This window comes from Nocardia bovistercoris, from assembly GCF_015674855.1.
GTDB classification, from domain to species: domain Bacteria; phylum Actinomycetota; class Actinomycetes; order Mycobacteriales; family Mycobacteriaceae; genus Nocardia; species Nocardia bovistercoris.
Genome location: NZ_JADMLG010000020.1, coordinates 107,413 through 122,541, shown reverse-complemented (window position 1 = coordinate 122,541; position 15,129 = coordinate 107,413). Strand labels below are relative to the sequence as shown.

The 15,129-nt window shown below is 68.0% G+C and carries 13 protein-coding genes; 4 read left to right on the top strand and 9 right to left on the bottom strand.

From position 1 onward, the window contains the following. The 3 genes from IT779_RS32895 to IT779_RS32885 all read right to left on the bottom strand — a co-directional run. Positions 1-172: Clp protease N-terminal domain-containing protein (locus tag IT779_RS32895; RefSeq protein WP_196153383.1), on the bottom strand; the 172-nt coding region annotated here is incomplete at its 3' end. A gap of 249 nt (positions 173-421) precedes the next feature. Then, on the bottom strand, positions 422-1,333 hold the full coding sequence (locus IT779_RS32890; protein WP_196153382.1) for a universal stress protein: 912 nt from the start codon (positions 1,331-1,333) through the stop codon (positions 422-424). A 114-nt stretch (positions 1,334-1,447) separates the two neighbouring features. Then, positions 1,448-4,027, bottom strand: a complete 2,580-nt coding sequence (locus IT779_RS32885) for a glycoside hydrolase family 65 protein (protein WP_332839068.1) — start codon at positions 4,025-4,027, stop codon at positions 1,448-1,450. A gap of 147 nt (positions 4,028-4,174) precedes the next feature. Here IT779_RS32885 and IT779_RS32880 point away from each other — a divergent pair, with 147 nt between their 5' ends. Further along, positions 4,175-5,140: a CHAD domain-containing protein gene (locus tag IT779_RS32880; RefSeq protein WP_196153380.1), complete on the top strand. Its 966-nt coding sequence runs from the start codon at positions 4,175-4,177 to the stop codon at positions 5,138-5,140. Between the two features lie 14 nt (positions 5,141-5,154). Here the strand turns inward: IT779_RS32880 and IT779_RS32875 are convergent, their stop codons facing one another. From IT779_RS32875 to IT779_RS32860, 4 genes are read right to left on the bottom strand one after another with little or no spacing between them, the layout of a single operon-like run. Next, complete coding sequence (locus IT779_RS32875; protein WP_196153379.1) at positions 5,155-6,909, bottom strand: sensor histidine kinase; 1,755 nt, start codon at positions 6,907-6,909, stop codon at positions 5,155-5,157. 42 nt (positions 6,910-6,951) lie between these two features. Then, positions 6,952-7,599: a response regulator gene (locus tag IT779_RS32870; protein ID WP_196153378.1), complete on the bottom strand. Its 648-nt coding sequence runs from the start codon at positions 7,597-7,599 to the stop codon at positions 6,952-6,954. 25 nt (positions 7,600-7,624) lie between these two features. Then, entirely contained in the window at positions 7,625-9,130 is a 1,506-nt protein-coding gene (locus IT779_RS32865; protein ID WP_332839067.1) for a bifunctional aminoglycoside phosphotransferase/ATP-binding protein, read from the bottom strand. A 2-nt stretch (positions 9,131-9,132) separates the two neighbouring features. Beyond that, positions 9,133-9,888, bottom strand: coding sequence for an SDR family oxidoreductase (locus tag IT779_RS32860; RefSeq protein ID WP_196153376.1), 756 nt, complete (start codon positions 9,886-9,888; stop codon positions 9,133-9,135). Positions 9,889-10,240: 352 nt separating this feature from the next. On the opposite strand from IT779_RS32860, the gene IT779_RS32855 reads away from it, so the two are divergent. The 3 genes from IT779_RS32855 to IT779_RS32845 all read left to right on the top strand — a co-directional run bounded on the left by IT779_RS32855 (position 10,241) and on the right by IT779_RS32845 (position 13,318). Further along, positions 10,241-11,239: an Acg family FMN-binding oxidoreductase gene (locus IT779_RS32855; RefSeq protein WP_196153375.1), complete on the top strand. Its 999-nt coding sequence runs from the start codon at positions 10,241-10,243 to the stop codon at positions 11,237-11,239. A gap of 208 nt (positions 11,240-11,447) precedes the next feature. Continuing rightward, a complete protein-coding gene (locus tag IT779_RS32850; RefSeq protein ID WP_196153374.1) occupies positions 11,448-12,350 on the top strand; it encodes a universal stress protein in 903 nt (300 codons plus the stop codon). Continuing rightward, positions 12,347-13,318 (top strand): Acg family FMN-binding oxidoreductase, encoded by a 972-nt coding sequence (locus IT779_RS32845; protein ID WP_196153373.1) that lies wholly within the window; start codon positions 12,347-12,349, stop codon positions 13,316-13,318. The genes IT779_RS32850 and IT779_RS32845 overlap by 4 nt, the downstream gene beginning before the upstream one ends. Before the next feature lie 112 nt (positions 13,319-13,430). Here IT779_RS32845 and IT779_RS32840 read toward each other — a convergent pair whose 3' ends face one another. Both IT779_RS32840 and IT779_RS32835 read right to left on the bottom strand, forming a co-directional pair. Beyond that, positions 13,431-13,988, bottom strand: a complete 558-nt coding sequence (locus IT779_RS32840) for a flavodoxin domain-containing protein (RefSeq protein ID WP_196153372.1) — start codon at positions 13,986-13,988, stop codon at positions 13,431-13,433. Between the two features lie 83 nt (positions 13,989-14,071). Beyond that, positions 14,072-15,076, bottom strand: a complete 1,005-nt coding sequence (locus tag IT779_RS32835; RefSeq protein ID WP_196153371.1) for an Acg family FMN-binding oxidoreductase — start codon at positions 15,074-15,076, stop codon at positions 14,072-14,074. Positions 15,077-15,129 lie beyond the last annotated feature (53 nt).

Here is a 15,129-nt window from a genome sequence, read left to right as displayed (position 1 = left end):
CCGGGTCGGTGCCGACAGCCTCGAGCAACGGACCCGCCACACCATCGGTCTGGTCCAGTAACGCGACCAGCAGATGCGCCGGACGCACCTCGGGATTACCCGCGACGGAAGCCGCCTGCACGGCGGACATCAGAGCGGCCTGGGTCTTGGTGGTGGGATTGAATGAGTCCACGTGAGTATTTCTATTTCTCCGGCGAGCCGACGAAAAGAGTATTCGGTCGAAGGATCCGACGACCAACGCCACCGACAACCGCCGCGACGCCGACGGCGAACCTGTTGTCCCATTCGGTCGGTTGGACGCCGATCACCGGCGGAGAACACGTCGGGCCGAGTACGAGCTACGACTCCTGGCAACGATGACTTCGGACAGTCGGCTCGCGGCCGAACGGCTCTCCCACAGTGGCGGGATACGTCCGATATCTCAGAGACCCTCGGGATGCACGATCATGACCGGGCACTGCGCGTGCTGCATGATCCACGTGCTCGTCGAGCCGAGTAGCAGGCCGCGGAATCCGCCACGCCCTCGACTGCCGACGACGAGGAGCGCGGCCCCGGCGGAGGCGTCGGCGAGGTGCAGGCGCGGTCCATTCGTGTGGACTTCACGGGTCACGCGGACGTCGGGATATTTCTCTTGGTAGCCCGCGAGGCGTTCGGCTGTCAAGGCACGCTCGACGACTTCGCGCTCGGCTGCGGGCAGCTCGAAATAGGTTGTGCCCGCGAATGTTCCGGAATCCATATCGCTCCACGCGTGTATCGCTACGAGTTCGACACCTCGCTCGGAGGCTTCGGCGAAGCTAGTGGCGACGGCGGCGTCCCCGACGGGGCTGCCGTCGACGCCGATGACGACAGGACCGGTCTCGCGCACGTCGGTGTCGTGCACCACGACGATGGCGCCGTGACCGTGCGCCGCGACCGTCAGTACGGTGGAGCCGAGATGACGCAGGGTCCCGACACCGGAACGCGCCCCGAGGACGACCATGTGCGCGCGCTCGGATATCGCGACGAGCAGTTCGGCCGGATCGGCCTCGGACAGCTCGGTGACGACGGTGAGATCGGGTGCGGCGTCGCGGGCCACGCGTGTGGCCTCGGCGAGGACGCGGTCGCCGCGTTCGCGCATACCTTCGGTGACGGCGGGGATCATCACGTCGTAGCTGCCCAGGACCGCGCGGGTCGAGGAGAAGCCGAGAGCGTGCACGATGTGCAGCCGACGTCGCCTGCGGGCGGCGGTGCGGGCGGCCCAGCGGATCGCGGATTCGCAGGTGTGATTCCCGTCGACGCCGACGACGACGGGAGCTGTGGCGAGTCGATGCGCGTCGCCCGGATTCATGGTCATGACCGAGGACCCTTCGGGATCGGTGAGCGGTGTCGATTCGACCGTAGGCCGGTCGAATCCGGAGAGCTGCGGTCCTTCGTCCCACGGATGAGAGTCGTTGGGCTCGGTCTGCGTTCAGGGCAACGGAACCTCCCAGGTCTGTCCGGAACCGAGGGTTCGCTCGATGTTCTCGATGTGGACGCGGATGGGGGCGGCCGCGCTGGGATGCAGTCGGACGAGCACGCGCGTGTGGCTCACTTCCACGGTCAGCGGCTGCCCGCGATAGCTGAGAGTGAATTCCACTTCCGGTAGGTCGTCGGGTAGTACGGGATGCAGTCGCAGTGTGTCGTGCCGGGTCTCGACGCCGCCGTAGCATCGCAGCACCATGTCCGCCGTCCCCGCCATGGCGCCGATGTGGACGCCCTCGCGCGTGGTGCCGCCCTGGGTGTCACCGAGGTCGGCCTCGAGTGCCTGGGCGAACAGTCCCCACGACATGGCGCGATCGGTGCGCGCCAGCACCCAAGCGTGTGCGAGACGGCTCAACGTCGAGCCGTGACTGGTACGTGCCAGGTAGTAGCCCACGGTCCGCGGAATGGTCTCCGGTTCGAGCGAGTAGCCGAGGCGGTCGAGGATGTGGCGCAGTTCCTCGGCCGAGAAGAGGTAGAACAGCATCAGTACGTCGGCCTGTTTCGACAGCTTGTAGCGGTTGGTGCTGTCACCTTCGGCATTGAGGATGAGATCGAGACGACCGATATTGCCGTATCTCGATCGGTAAGTGTCCCAGTCGAACTCCTCGAGCGCCTCGTAGCCGTCGAACTGACCGATGACGCCGTCGGCGTGGAACGGGACGCGTAGCCGTCTGCTGATGCGGTCCCAGTGTTCGGGTTCTTCGGGGTGCAGGGCGAGTCGTTCGCGCAACGGATCGCAGTCGCGTCCCGCGAGTATCTCGACCACATCGCAGGTGCGGGCGAGCACCCAGGCGGTGAGGACGTTGGTGTAGGCGTTGTTGCGCAATCCCGTACCCGGCGAGTCGGGATAGCCGTCGTGGTACTCGTCGGGACCCATGACCCCGACGATGTCGTAGCGGTCGGAGACGGGGTCGTGGGTCGCCGAGCCCGCGAACAGGCGGGCGATCTCGATCAGCATCTCGGCGCCGGACTCGAGCAGGAAGCCGATGTCGGCGGTGGCCTGGTAGTACTGCCAGACGCTGTAGGCGATCGCGAGTCCGACGTGGCGTTGCCGATGCGAATTGTCCGGCATCCACCGGCCGTTGCGGGTGTTGAGCAGTTCGGTGGGTGTCTCTTCGCGGCCGTCGCTGCCGCTGCGCCACGGGAACAGCGCGCCGGGCAGGCCGAGCTTTCGCGCGGCGGCTCTGGCGCCGGGCAGCCGCCGATGCCGATAGTTCAGGAAAGCGCGGGTGAGTTCGGGTCTGCGTAAGGTCAGCATGGGATAGACGAACAGTTCGTCCCAGAAGATGTGGCCGCGATAGGACTCCCCGTGCAATCCGCGTGCGGGCACCCCGATATCGCAATCCGGCCCGGCCGCGGCGGTGCTCTGGAGCACGTGGAAGACGTGCAGATTCAACGCCATTCGGTGCTGCGGTCCATCACCGAGGCGGATTCCGAAACGGCGCCACAGCCGTGCCCAGCAGCGAATATGGGCGGCGTGCGAGGCGTCGAAGCCGGGGGCGGCGGCGAGCCGGTCGGCGGCGGCGATGGCCGCGGTCGAGATACCCCGGTCGCGGCTGGTCGCGACGGCGGCGACCTTCTCGATGCCCGCACCGACTCCGGCGCGGACGGAGAAAGTGAATTCGATTCCCGGACAGTCGATTCTGCTGATCCGTCGTCGCTTCGCGGCTGAATCCGTCGATGTCGTGCGCGTGGCGACCGCGATATCGAGACGGGACTGGTCGGTCGTCGAGACATGCAGCACGGTCGCCGAATCGAGGAACTCGTGACGCCCGCGCAGCAGATGGCGATAGGCGATGGCGCGATCGGCCGTGGCATTGCGATTGGCGACGTCGGCGTTGGTCGCCGAGAAGACCGTCAGTGCGCCGTTCCAGTCCTCGGCCAGGATATCGAGTTCGATTGCGGCGAGATGGATCTCGGCCATCGAATGGAATTGGCGCGTGGTGACCCTGGTCGTGCGGCCCGCTCGGTCTCGGTAGCGGTCGACGCGAGTCAGTGTCCCGGTGCGAAGGTCGAGATTCTGGTGGTGCTCGAGCATCTCGGGGATGCCGGGGCGCAACTCCGTGCCGTCGTCGAGGCGTATGCGCAGCATTGTCCAGTCCGGCACGTTGACGAGGTGTTCGGTCTCGGTGGGACGTCCTTCGACATCGAGGACGCAGCGATTGTAGATTCCCGCGATGTAGGTGCCCGGGTAGTGGACCGAATCGGCGACGACGCCGGGAACGGACGCGCGGGTCGCCCAATACCCGTTTCCCATCGTGCACAAGGCTTCCCGGGTGCCTTCGCGCTCGGGATCCCAGTCGTCGTAGGTGAGATGCCAACCGCCGGGTCCCGCCGCCGCACCGCCGCACCATCTGTCGGCGGGCCGGTCGCCGTCCGCGTGGATGGAAATGTCGGAGTTGCCACAGGCCGGGGCGGACTCGACGGAACGTCCGGCGCGAACCGGTGCGTCCTCGATCTCGATCTCGATCTGATCCGAGCGTTCCGTGGTCCGAGGCGCCCCTGACCCGGATAGGGGTGTCGGCACCTTTCCGATCATCGGCGTCCCGCACCCGGGGAACAAGAGCCGTTGTGCTCGGCTGGAGGACTCTACGGCCCGCGACCAATGGCCCTGCCGCCTACGACGGGGCCGCGCGAGGCTGGAACGAACAGCACCCCGACGTTAGGCGACCCGATGTCCGCACCCACCGATGTCCCCCCGAGGACCGCGAACGGCGCCGAGGTCAGGAAATCGAACGCCGAGGCGCTCGCGGACTATCTGAGCGCGCAGCGCGACGCCATCGTCGATGCCGAGGTCGCCGCGCGCGGCGGCGACGCGGCGGCCATACCGGCGATCATCATCGCGGCGCGTCGAGCCCGCAGCGCCTTGGCCGCCCATCGCGTAGCCCGTGATCGTCACCGACATCTTCGTCGGCTGATCGAAGAGTTGCGGTGGTTCGGTCTCGCGCTCGGCGCGGCGCACGATCTGGATGTCCAGGCCACTCGCCTGCGCGCGTCTCTGGGGGCGCTGCGTGCCCGCTACGTCCGAGGCGAGGTGGCCGAACACATCGATCGCTACTTCGACCACCGCATCGATCAGGCTCGGATCGAGGGACGCGCGTTGCTCGGTTCACGTCGCCGTCTCGCGGTGGTGACCGACCTCGATTCCGAGATCGCGGCGCTTCGCGGCGGTGAGGCGAACTGGCCGGTGACCGACCGTCCCGGTGTGCTGCTCGATGAACTCGTCGAACGCGTCGAGGACCGGATGCGTGCGGTGGCGGTGGCGCGCGGCGAGGATGCCCGCGACGCCGCGGTGCACTCGGTGCGCAAGGCCGTTCGGCGCACGCGGTACTACATCGAATCTCTCGGCGGCGCCGAGTCCGAACGTGGCGCCGCCCTGGTAGCGCTGGAATCACTGCAGAACATGCTGGGCGAGCACCACGATGCGGTGGTCGCCAAACAGCACCTGCTGCAATTGGTGGACGAAGCCGATAAGGCGGGGGCGGAGAGTTTCACCTACGGGCTGCTCTACCAGCGTGAGCTCGACATCGCCGACCGCCGTGCCGAATCGCTGCCGCGCGTCTGCCGAGAAGCGATGGACGCGGTGCGCACGCTCGCCGCCCTCGATCGCGACCGCGCGTCTTCCGGGACACGTCCATAGCCCGCGCGGTGCCTTCAGGGCAGTGGCGCGGACCATCGCAATATGGTGCCGCCGCCGGGATTCGGCGCGATCTCGAAGCTGCCGCCGTCGTTCTCGGCGCGGGTCGCGAGGTTGGCCAGCCCGCTGCGGCGGGTGTCGGCATCGCCGATGCCGCGGCCGTTGTCGACGATCTCGATGGTGACGTCGTCGCGAATGCGCAGTTCCACCGACAAGGTGGTGGCGTGCGCGTGGCGAACCACGTTGCTCACCGATTCGCGCAGCACCGCTTCGACGTCGTCGGACAGCGGCGGGGACAGCGCGGTGACCGGACCCGCCAGCCGTACGGTGGTGTGCAGATCCGAGTCGGCGGTGGTGTCGACGATGATGTCGTGCAGGTACTTGCGGTAGTTCGACGAGTCGGCGGCGTTGTTGCTGTGCAGGTCGAAGATGGAATGCCGGATGTCCTGGACGATGGTCTGCACGTCTTCGATCGTCGCGGTGAGTCGGGACTTGATATCCGGTGACTTGGCCCGCTGCGCGGTGCTCTGCAAGGCCAGGCCGACGGTGAACAACCGCTGGATGACGTGATCGTGAAGATCGCGCGCGATTCGATCACGATCGGACAGGACATCGAGTTCACGCATCCGCGCCTGGGTGTCGGCCAGCTGCATGGCCAGGGCTGCTTGGTCGGCGATCACGCCCATCATCTGTTGTGCGGAAGCGTCGAGCGCGGTGCAGCCCGCGGGCCGCAGCGCTGTCAGGACGCCGATCACAGAACCTCCCGCCCGCAGGGGAAGGATCAGGGCGGGGCCGAGTTCCTCGGTGATGTCACCGAAGGGGTTGTACGCCAGTTTCTCGACCGATATCGAGCGCCCGGACCGGAAGACTTCCCCGGAGTGCGATCGGTCCACCGGGATGCGCGCGCCGACGAGCGTGTCCGACCGCGCGCCCGCCACGGCCACCACGACGAGTTCGGCGATGTCCTCGGCCGGAATGTCCGGGTCGTCGGGGCGGGCGACGAAGGTGACGGCGGATTCGGTCAGCGCCAGGGTGCGTTCGACGATGACTTCGAGGACCTCGCTGGATTCGCTGTTGCCGAGGAGTTCGGTGGCCACGTCCCTGGTCGCTTCCAACCAGCGTTGCCGCACCCGGCTCTGTTCGTAGAGTCGGGCATTCTCGATGGCGATACCCGCGGCGGCGGCCAGTGCCTGGACGACGATCTCGTCGTCGTCGGTGAATTCCTTGCCGCTGGCTTTCTCGGTGAGATAGAGGTTGCCGAACACCTCCTCGCGGACCTGGACCGGAACGCCGAGGAAGGTGTGCATGGGCGGATGGTGGGCGGGAAAGCCGACGGAGGCGGGGTGATCGGAGAGGTTCGTCAGGCGGATCGGTTCGGGGTGTTCGATGAGCACGCCGAGGACGCCGTGGCCGCGCGGCAGGTCGCCGATCATGACCCGGGTGCGGTCGTCGATGCCTTCGTAGACGAACTCGACGAGTTGCTTGCCGCCTGCTTCGGTGTCGCGGACGCCGAGCGCGCCGTAGCGGGCGTCCACGAGTTCGATGGCGGCGTGCACGATCGTGCGCAAGGTGTTGTCGAGATCCAGGCCCGCGGTGACGACGAGCATGGCTTCGATCAGACGATCCATCCTGTCGCGGACGCCGACGATCTGTGCGATGCGGTCCTGGACCTCCAACAGCAGTTCGTGCAGCCGCAGTTGTGACAAGGTCTCGCTGACGGCGATCCGACCGTTGGCTCCGGAATCAGACCGCTGGGCCTCTGTGTCCGGCATACGGTAACTATACGAGTTCACCGGATCAGCGGGATGTCCCGATCACCGTGGGCGCTCGGGCCTGTCCAGTTTCGACGCGAGGACGGCCGCCTGAGTTCGACGCTCGACGCCGAGTTTGGTCAGCAGCCGCGAGACGTAGTTCTTGACCGTCTTCTCCGCCAGGAACATTCGGCTCGCGATCTGCCTGTTGGTCAGACCTTCGCCCAGCAGCGCCAGCAACGTCCGCTCCTGTTGGGTCAAGGTGGCCAGTGGGCCCTTCTCGGCCTCGGCCTCCGATCGCAGTTTCGCCATGAGCGCGGCCGCGGCGCGGCTGTCGAGCAGGGATCTGCCCGCGCCGACCTCGCGGATGGCGCCGATCAGGTCGAGGCTGGTGATGTCCTTGACCACGTATCCGCAGGCGCCCGCGAGGATCGCGTTGAGCATGGCCTGCTCGTCGGTGAACGAGGTGAGCATCAGACAGCGCAGGTCCGGATTCGCCGACATCAGTTCTCGACACAGTTCGATCCCGTTGCCATCGGGCAGTCGCACGTCGAGCACCACCACATCGGGCCGCAACGCGGGAATCCGGGCCAAGGCGTGGGAGTAGCCATCCGCTTCGCCGACGACTTCGAGGTCGGGCTCGGCGGCGATCAGGTCACCGACGCCGCGCCGCACAATTTCGTGGTCATCGACCAGGAAGACCTTGATCATCGCGCTACTTCCTTCCGGATTCCGCTCAGGGGACGAGGCATGACCGCACCGGAAGTGGTGCGGCGACCGACGGTACGGTCGTCTTGTATTGTCCACCGTTCCGCCAGATTCGGACAGCATCGCCGACCGTGTGTGGGAGGGCGCGATCGGTATCGAGCCGAACGGCGTCGCGCCACGTCTTCTCCGCTCGACCCATGTCGGCCGCGATGGCAGCCGTCGCGTCGGAATCCGTGCGGTGACGAGCCGCGATCCGCTCGGCGGCGACTCCGGGCGGACAGACGCATTGCAACTCGATCAGATCCGCGCCGACTCGGACGGCGAGATCCCGTGCGTGCGTCCGCTCGTCGGCTTCGATCCAGCTGGCGTCGAGCACGACCGATACACCGGACTCGAGTCGCTGCTCGGCTCGGATCAGCAGTTCCCGGTACACGCGGGCCTTGTTGTCCGGCGAGTACAGACCCGCCCCGAAAGATCCCGGCGTGCCGTCGAGCTCACCGGTGGCGAGTAGTTCGCGCCGGACGTGGTCACTGGACAATGCCGTTGCGCCGGTGGCCGCGGCGAGTTCGGCGGCGACGGTGGATTTGCCGGTACCGGGCAGCCCGCCGACGAGCACGAGACGAACCGCCGCCTCGGCGAGATGGCGTTCGGTGATCACGAGATGACGCTCGGCGCGCTCCGCGGCGCTTTCCGCACCTTGGTCGGCGCGGATGAGATCGACCTTGGCTCGCACCAGCGCGCGGTAGGCGATGTAGTGGTGGACCAAGGCGTCGGGAGCCGAGTCGCCGGTCCGCCGCCGGTACGCCGCGAGCAGCGCCGTGCCGAGGTCGCCGCGGCCGAGGAATTCCAGATCCATGGCGAGGAAGGCGATGTCGTCGAGGCGGTCGAGGTAGCGCAGCCGGTCGTCGAAGTCGAGACAGTCCAGCACCCGGAATCCGTCGGGCAGGTCGAAGATGTCCTGGGCGAGCAGATCGCCGTGACCGTCGACGATCATGCCTTCGGCGACGCGCTGGGCGAACAGGTGTCCTCGCCCCCGGATGAAGCGCAACGCCAGGTGTTCGACGCGCGCCAGCCGGTCGGTGTCGACCGAAGGCCGCGCTCGCAGCGGGCGAATCAACGACAGCCACCGACTCTCCAGCCGGTCGGGGCTACCTTCGGCGTCGATCTCGGGTCCGCGGCGCGCCTCGTCGTGGAAATCGGCGATCATGGTCGCGAGCGCGGACAGTCGGGTGCTGTCCCACGTCGGGTCGGCGACGAGGGTGGAAAGTCGCCGCTGCCGCGGCATGCGGCGCATGACGAGGACCGGCTCGGCGGATCGTGCGGTCGGGTCGACGAAGTGGGCGATGCCGAGATAGACGTCCGGCGCCATGCGGCGATTGAGTTCCAGTTCCCGTGCGCAGGCTTGTTCGCGCGACTCCGGCGTGCTGAAGTCGAGGAAGTCGGTGGCGATCGGCTTCTTCACCTTGAATGCTCGATCCCCGTACAGGGTGACCACTCCACTGTGCGTCTCGTACAGGCACGTCGGGGCCGACACCGTCACGCACCTTCCCCGGCGGGTTCGGCCAGGACCAGGCCCGCGGTGGAGCCGCCGTCGAGCACGAATTCCGACCCGGTCGAATACGTCGCCCCCTCGACGATGAAACGCACCATGGCGGCGACCTCATCGGGTTCGCCGAATCGGGCCAGCGGCTGTGTGACCGCCATGTGTGGGTCCAGGCCCGCCGTCATCGGCGTGCGGATCGGACCGGGGTGAACCGAACAGACACGGACCCCGGCGTCGCCCAGTTCGAGCGCGGCGGCCTTCGTCAACCCGCGCAGACCCCATTTGCTCGCCACGTAGCCCGCGAGACCGGAGTATCCGGTCAGGCCCGCGGTCGAGGAGATGTTGACGATGACACCGTCGCCCGCGGCGCGTAGCCGAGGTGCCGCGTGATGCATTCCGAGCCACGGCCCGACGAGGTCGATGTCCAGTACGTGGCGGAACATCGCCGGAGCTTCCGATTCGATACCGCCGAAATCGACGATGCCCGCGTTGTTGACCAGGACCGCCAGCGGTCCGTAGTTCGCCTCGGCCTCGTCGAGAACCTGCCGCCATTGATCTTCGTCCGACACATCGAGGTGGCAGAACACGGCCCTGCTACCGAGCGCGTCGGCCGTTGCCTTGCCCTCGCGGTCGAGTAGGTCGGCGACTACGACACCGAGTCCGGCCTCGACGAGTGTGCGGGCGACGGCCGCGCCGATGCCGCGCGCGCCGCCCGTCACGACGGCGCTTCGGCCGTGGAGATCGAACACCGTGACCAACCCCTCTCTTCGGAAGTGGATGCCCCAACGATGGCCGAGAGTCCGTCGCGGCGGGCACGGTCGAAAGTCCTCGATCTCGAGGGCCGTCCGGTTCGTCTTGTGGTACCGCCGGGCACACGGCGGTACTCGGCGCGGTGGTGGTGCCATGTGGCCGGATGTCGGATGACTTTCTTCCCTCCCGTTGCCTGCGCGCTACGACGAAACTTGCAGCGGTCGCGTCCGTTCGGGGGGCCGCGAATGACACCGTGGAGGTCCCACTACCAAGTGTCATCCTGCTCTTACCGGGTAGGACGATCGATGACAGCGTGGGATGTCGGGCTATTCGAGACGGAAGGAAGGCCGGATGCGTTACGGAACGCTCGATGACGATCTCGTCGAAGCCGCGCTCACCCTCGCGGTACGGGCGCCGTCGGTGCACAACACCCAGCCGTGGCGGTTCCGCATCACCGACCGCGGCCTGCATCTGTATCTCGACCCGACGCGCGCACTGCCCGCCACCGACCCCGACCAGCGCGATCTGCTCCTCAGTTGCGGCGCCGTGCTGCACCATTTGCGCGTCGCGCTGGCTGCGCAGGGTTGGTCGGCGATCGTGGACCGACTACCGGACCCGAGCGATCCTGATCACCTGGCCACCCTCGAACTGGTCCGTCACCGACCGACCATGACCGATCTCGCGCTGTGTGCGGCGATCGCGCGCCGCCGCACCGATCGCCGCCACTACACCTCGCAACCGATCCCGCCCGGCTACCTGAGTCTGGTCACCGAACGGGCGGCGGCCAACGGCGCGGTGGTGCGCCAAGCCACGTACGAGCCGCGCCGGGCATTGGTCGAGACCCTCTACGAAGCCGCGCGCCGCCGCACCGGTGATCCCGGCTATCAACTCGAACTCGCCGAATGGAGCGGTCGCCACGACGGCACCGACGGAGTTCCCGCCGCGAACACCCCGCGACCGCGCCCCGGGCAGGGAATCCCGAGCCGTGCCTTCGCCGCTCCCCGCATGGTGGACACCTCGCGTGAGCCCGACTACGCCGAATTGTTGGTGATCGGCACCGCGGGTGACGACCGCGAGACCCGCCTGCGGGCGGGTGAGGCCGTGAGCGCGGTCCTGCTGACCGCCACCAATATCGGATTGTCGACCTGCCTGCTCACCGAACCGCTCGGACTTCCCGACCTGCGCAGGCGCATCAGGACCGCGGTGCTCGGTGACGCCTTCGACCCGCAAGCGGTGATCCGCATCGGATGGCCCGACGACATCGGTACCGTGCCCGTTGTGCCGCGCCGCGCGATCTCGGAGGTACTCGACGCGCCGACCCCGCCGATGTGCGGGACGACGTCGCGCTGACCGCGCCCCATCGCGCGCACACCATCACCGAGTCGTCGCACGGGATCGGCGGCGACAGCGTCGAACCGACTTTTCGGGTAGCGGCCCTACGCACGAGGCGGCGAGCTGATGTCGGATGCCCGTCGGAGCCGGGACTTTCGTCCCTGCCCCCGAGTCGCTTCGCGGAGGGATGCTCGGGTGGACGGAGAAGAGAACGAAAGGCGGGACGATGGCCGACTACTCTGCCCAAGCTCCCGGTTCGCCGGTGGTGGTGGCTGTCGACGGATCGGCGAGTGCTTATCAGGCGGCGGCGTGGGCCGCCGCCACGGCGGTCGCGCATCGATGGCCGCTGCACATCCTTGTTTCGATGGGGTTGCCCGAGGGCTACGGCCCCGGACTCACGTTGTCGGAGAACGACATCGAGTACATGAACCGTGACGGTGCACGCATCGTGACCGAAGCCGCGCGGATCGCCCGAGTCGCGGTGCCCGGCGAGGAGCTGCGGATCAGCACCGAGGTCGCCTTCGAGGAGGTTCGGCCGATGCTTGTCGAGCGATCGAGATCCGCGGCCATGATGGTCGTCGGCAGGCGCGGCATCGGCGCGTTCCGCCGCGGTCTGCTCGGATCGGTCAGTACGGCGGTCACCCGGCATGCGCACTGTCCGGTCGCGGTCGTCCACGACATCGCGGGCCTGACCGAGGACTGGAAGACGCGGCCGGTGCTGGTCGGTGTCGACGGCAGCGAGAACAGCAGGCCCGCGATCGAGCTGGCCTTCGCGGAAGCGTCGCTGCGCAAGGTCGGTCTGATCGCGCTGCACACCTGGAGCGATTCGACGGGGCTCGCCGTCCCGCTCCCCGGCTGGGATGCCGTGCGCGAGTCCGAGCACGTGCTGCTGGCCGAACAATTGGCGGGTTACCGGGAGCGCTACCCCGATGTGACGGTGCGGCGGATCGTGGTCTGCGACCGGCCTGCCCGTGCGCTGCTCGAGGAGTCGGCGGACGCGCAATTGCTCGTGGTCGGCAGTCGCGGTCGCGGTGGATTCGCGACCATGACCCTCGGGTCGACCAGTAACTCACTTCTGCACTCGGTGAAGTGCCCCATGATCGTCGTCCGAAGCGAGGTGGCCCCGTGACCAGACATCCCGATGCCGAGACCGTCAAGGCAGCGTTGGCCTTGGCCGTGCGCGCGCCTTCGGTGCACAACACCCAACCGTGGCGCTGGCGCGTCGGCGACACGACCGTCCACCTGTACGCCGACGACGAACGCGGGCTCAACCACGCCGATCCGGACCGGCGGGACCTGCTCATCAGCTGCGGCGCCGCGCTGCACCACTTCCGGGTGGCCGCGCGGTCCTTCGGCTGGAACACGGTGGTCCATCGGTTTCCCAATCGGGAGGACCACCGGCATCTCGCGGCGGTGGAATTCCTTCCGACGACTCCGACCGCGGACGTGGTCGCGTCGGCGCGCGCGATCGAGAACCGGCGTACGGACAGGCGCAGGCCCACTTCTTGGGAAGTGCCCGATGGCTTCGTCGCCGCCATGTGCGCCGCTGGTGTCGAGGAAGGCGCGATGGTGACCGAGATACCGGGCGGCGCCACCAGGATCCGGCTCGTCGAAGCGTTCCGCACGGCGGCCGCGGTGCATCGGGCCGACCCTGGCTACCAGGACGAACTCGCGCGATGGACCGGCCGTCACGCCGACGCCGAGGGCGTTCCCGCGCGCAACGCTGTCCTCGCCGCCGATCCGCTGACCAGGGAATTCCATGCGCACACGCTGACCGAGGCGGTGCTGCGCGACCTCGACGACGACGGCACGCTGCTCTTGGTGCACACCGGTTCCGACGACGAGCTGTCCCGGTTGCGGGCGGGCGAGGCGACCAGCGCGGTGCTGCTGTCGGCGACGGTGTTCGGACTGGCCACGTGTCCGTTGACCGAGCCGCTGGAATTGCCGGGTACTCGGGAGCTGGTGCGCTCGGATGTGCTGTCCGACAGTGGGTTTCCGCAACTGATCGTTCGAGTGGGGTGGGCGTCCACGACCGCCGACGAGATTGTGGCCACCCCGCGTCGCGCGCTGGCGGATGTGGTGCGCCCGCTGGAGTGAATGCCGTGCGACAGGCCGCGGCGGTTCGGATCGTGTCCTCGGAGGCTGAGCTTCCAGGACACGATCCGTTTTCCGTTCCCGGTGCAGGTGTAGTGGTCCGGTGATAGATCGGTCAGGATTGCGGAGCCTTCTCCGAGTCGGTGCTCGGCAGACCGAGTTCGTCGGCGAGGTTGTCGGTCCAGTCGCGGATCTGGTCCCAGTCGCGAAGATCGCCGTAGCGCGCGCCGCCGATCAACCGGTACACCACGCGCGAGGGCACCGGTAGGTCGGCACGCGAGCAGTAGCCCGCGAACGCCCGGTAGGCGCGTGGGGAGATCATCTCGCGGATCTCGGCGACGTCGGGCGGCACGATCCGAGCCAGCCTGCGCCCGATCGGTCCGCGCAGCGAGGGGCCGATACCGACGCTGAACAGCCATACCGGTCGAGACGTCAGCGCGTCGCGGTGGGTGCGCAGGTAGGCGTCGGCTTCGGGGAGCAGCGCCCGGTCGTGAACGGCGCTGCCGAAGACCACGGCGTCGAAGAGCTCGAGTTCGGGCGCGTGTTCGACCTCGGCCAACTCGACCCTCGCGCCACGGGCGATCAGGTGGGCGGCGATGAATTCGGCGATGTCCCGACACGAACCCTGGGCGGTGGCGTACAGGACTGCGATGCGAGTGTTGTTCGATTCCATGCGATCCAGCCTCGCGCCTGACGCTGTGGCAGGTCAGAGCCTTCGTGCCCGGACAGCCGGGACGAACGGCCCGTCCTCGGTGGTCACCGGATCCGATCGGGCGTTTCGTCGAGGGTGAGGAATTCCTCGACGGCGCGTCGCGGCGTGCGCGGGCTCGAGGCGCTGTCGTCGGCTCCGATGCGAATGACCACTTGCGGAATGATCTGATGGTCGATCAGTTCGGCGATGAGCCTGCGCGCGGCGGGCAACTCGGTCAGGTGGGTCAGCGCGCAACTGGCCGCGCCCGACACCGTGCATTCCAGCAGCACGGCCGAGAGCGCCTCGCCGACGGCGAGCCACTGGGCGGTCGAATCGCCGTGGGTGCTGAGCACCACCAGTTCGGCTCGATCGGGGTGGTCCGCGCGTTCGGGTGGGTGTCGCACCGTGGGGAAGGTGCGTCGGATCGGGGTGTTGGCGGCGTCGCGCCCGGCGGCGAGGGCTTCGCGCGGGATTCCCTCCGAAGGCTTGGAATGTGCTGTCCACCAGTGTAATTCGCTCTGGTACTGCATATCGTAGCGCTGCACGGCGGCCGATTGCTCGGAGGCGACGGCCAGCCGGGGGCGGGCGGAGTCGTCGAGGACGTCGAAGACGACGTCGGGATAGCGCGCCAACGCGCGTAGCCGGTGCTCCAGTTCCTCCCACCGCTCGGGTTCGCGCATCGGCAGGCGTTCGGTGCGGCGGCGCATGATCGCTTCGGCGCGGGCGACGATCTGCGCGGGCGGCGTGCTCCAGCGGCGGAACTCGATGGTGGCCAGCCATTCCGGGCGTCCGGGATCGGGGATGCGGACGGTATCGGTGTGCCAGCCCGCGGCGGCGAAGGCGGTGCGCGCGTGATGCAGCATCGCGCCACAGCTGATGACGAGTTGTCTGCCCGCCGGGTCGGCCACGTCGAGCAATCGGCGGTCGTCGCGATACAACCGTAATCCGGCGCCGTCGAGGACCCAGCGCCAGGGCTGGGTGTTGTGCACCGACGGAGCGCGGCCCGCTGCTTGCATAGCCGCCAGCATCGTGGGTCGATCGGGCACGAGGGAAAGGTCGCTGTCGGTCATGGGTCGAGTCTTCGCGCGCAGTGCCGATCCGGACACGGGAACAACTCCCGATC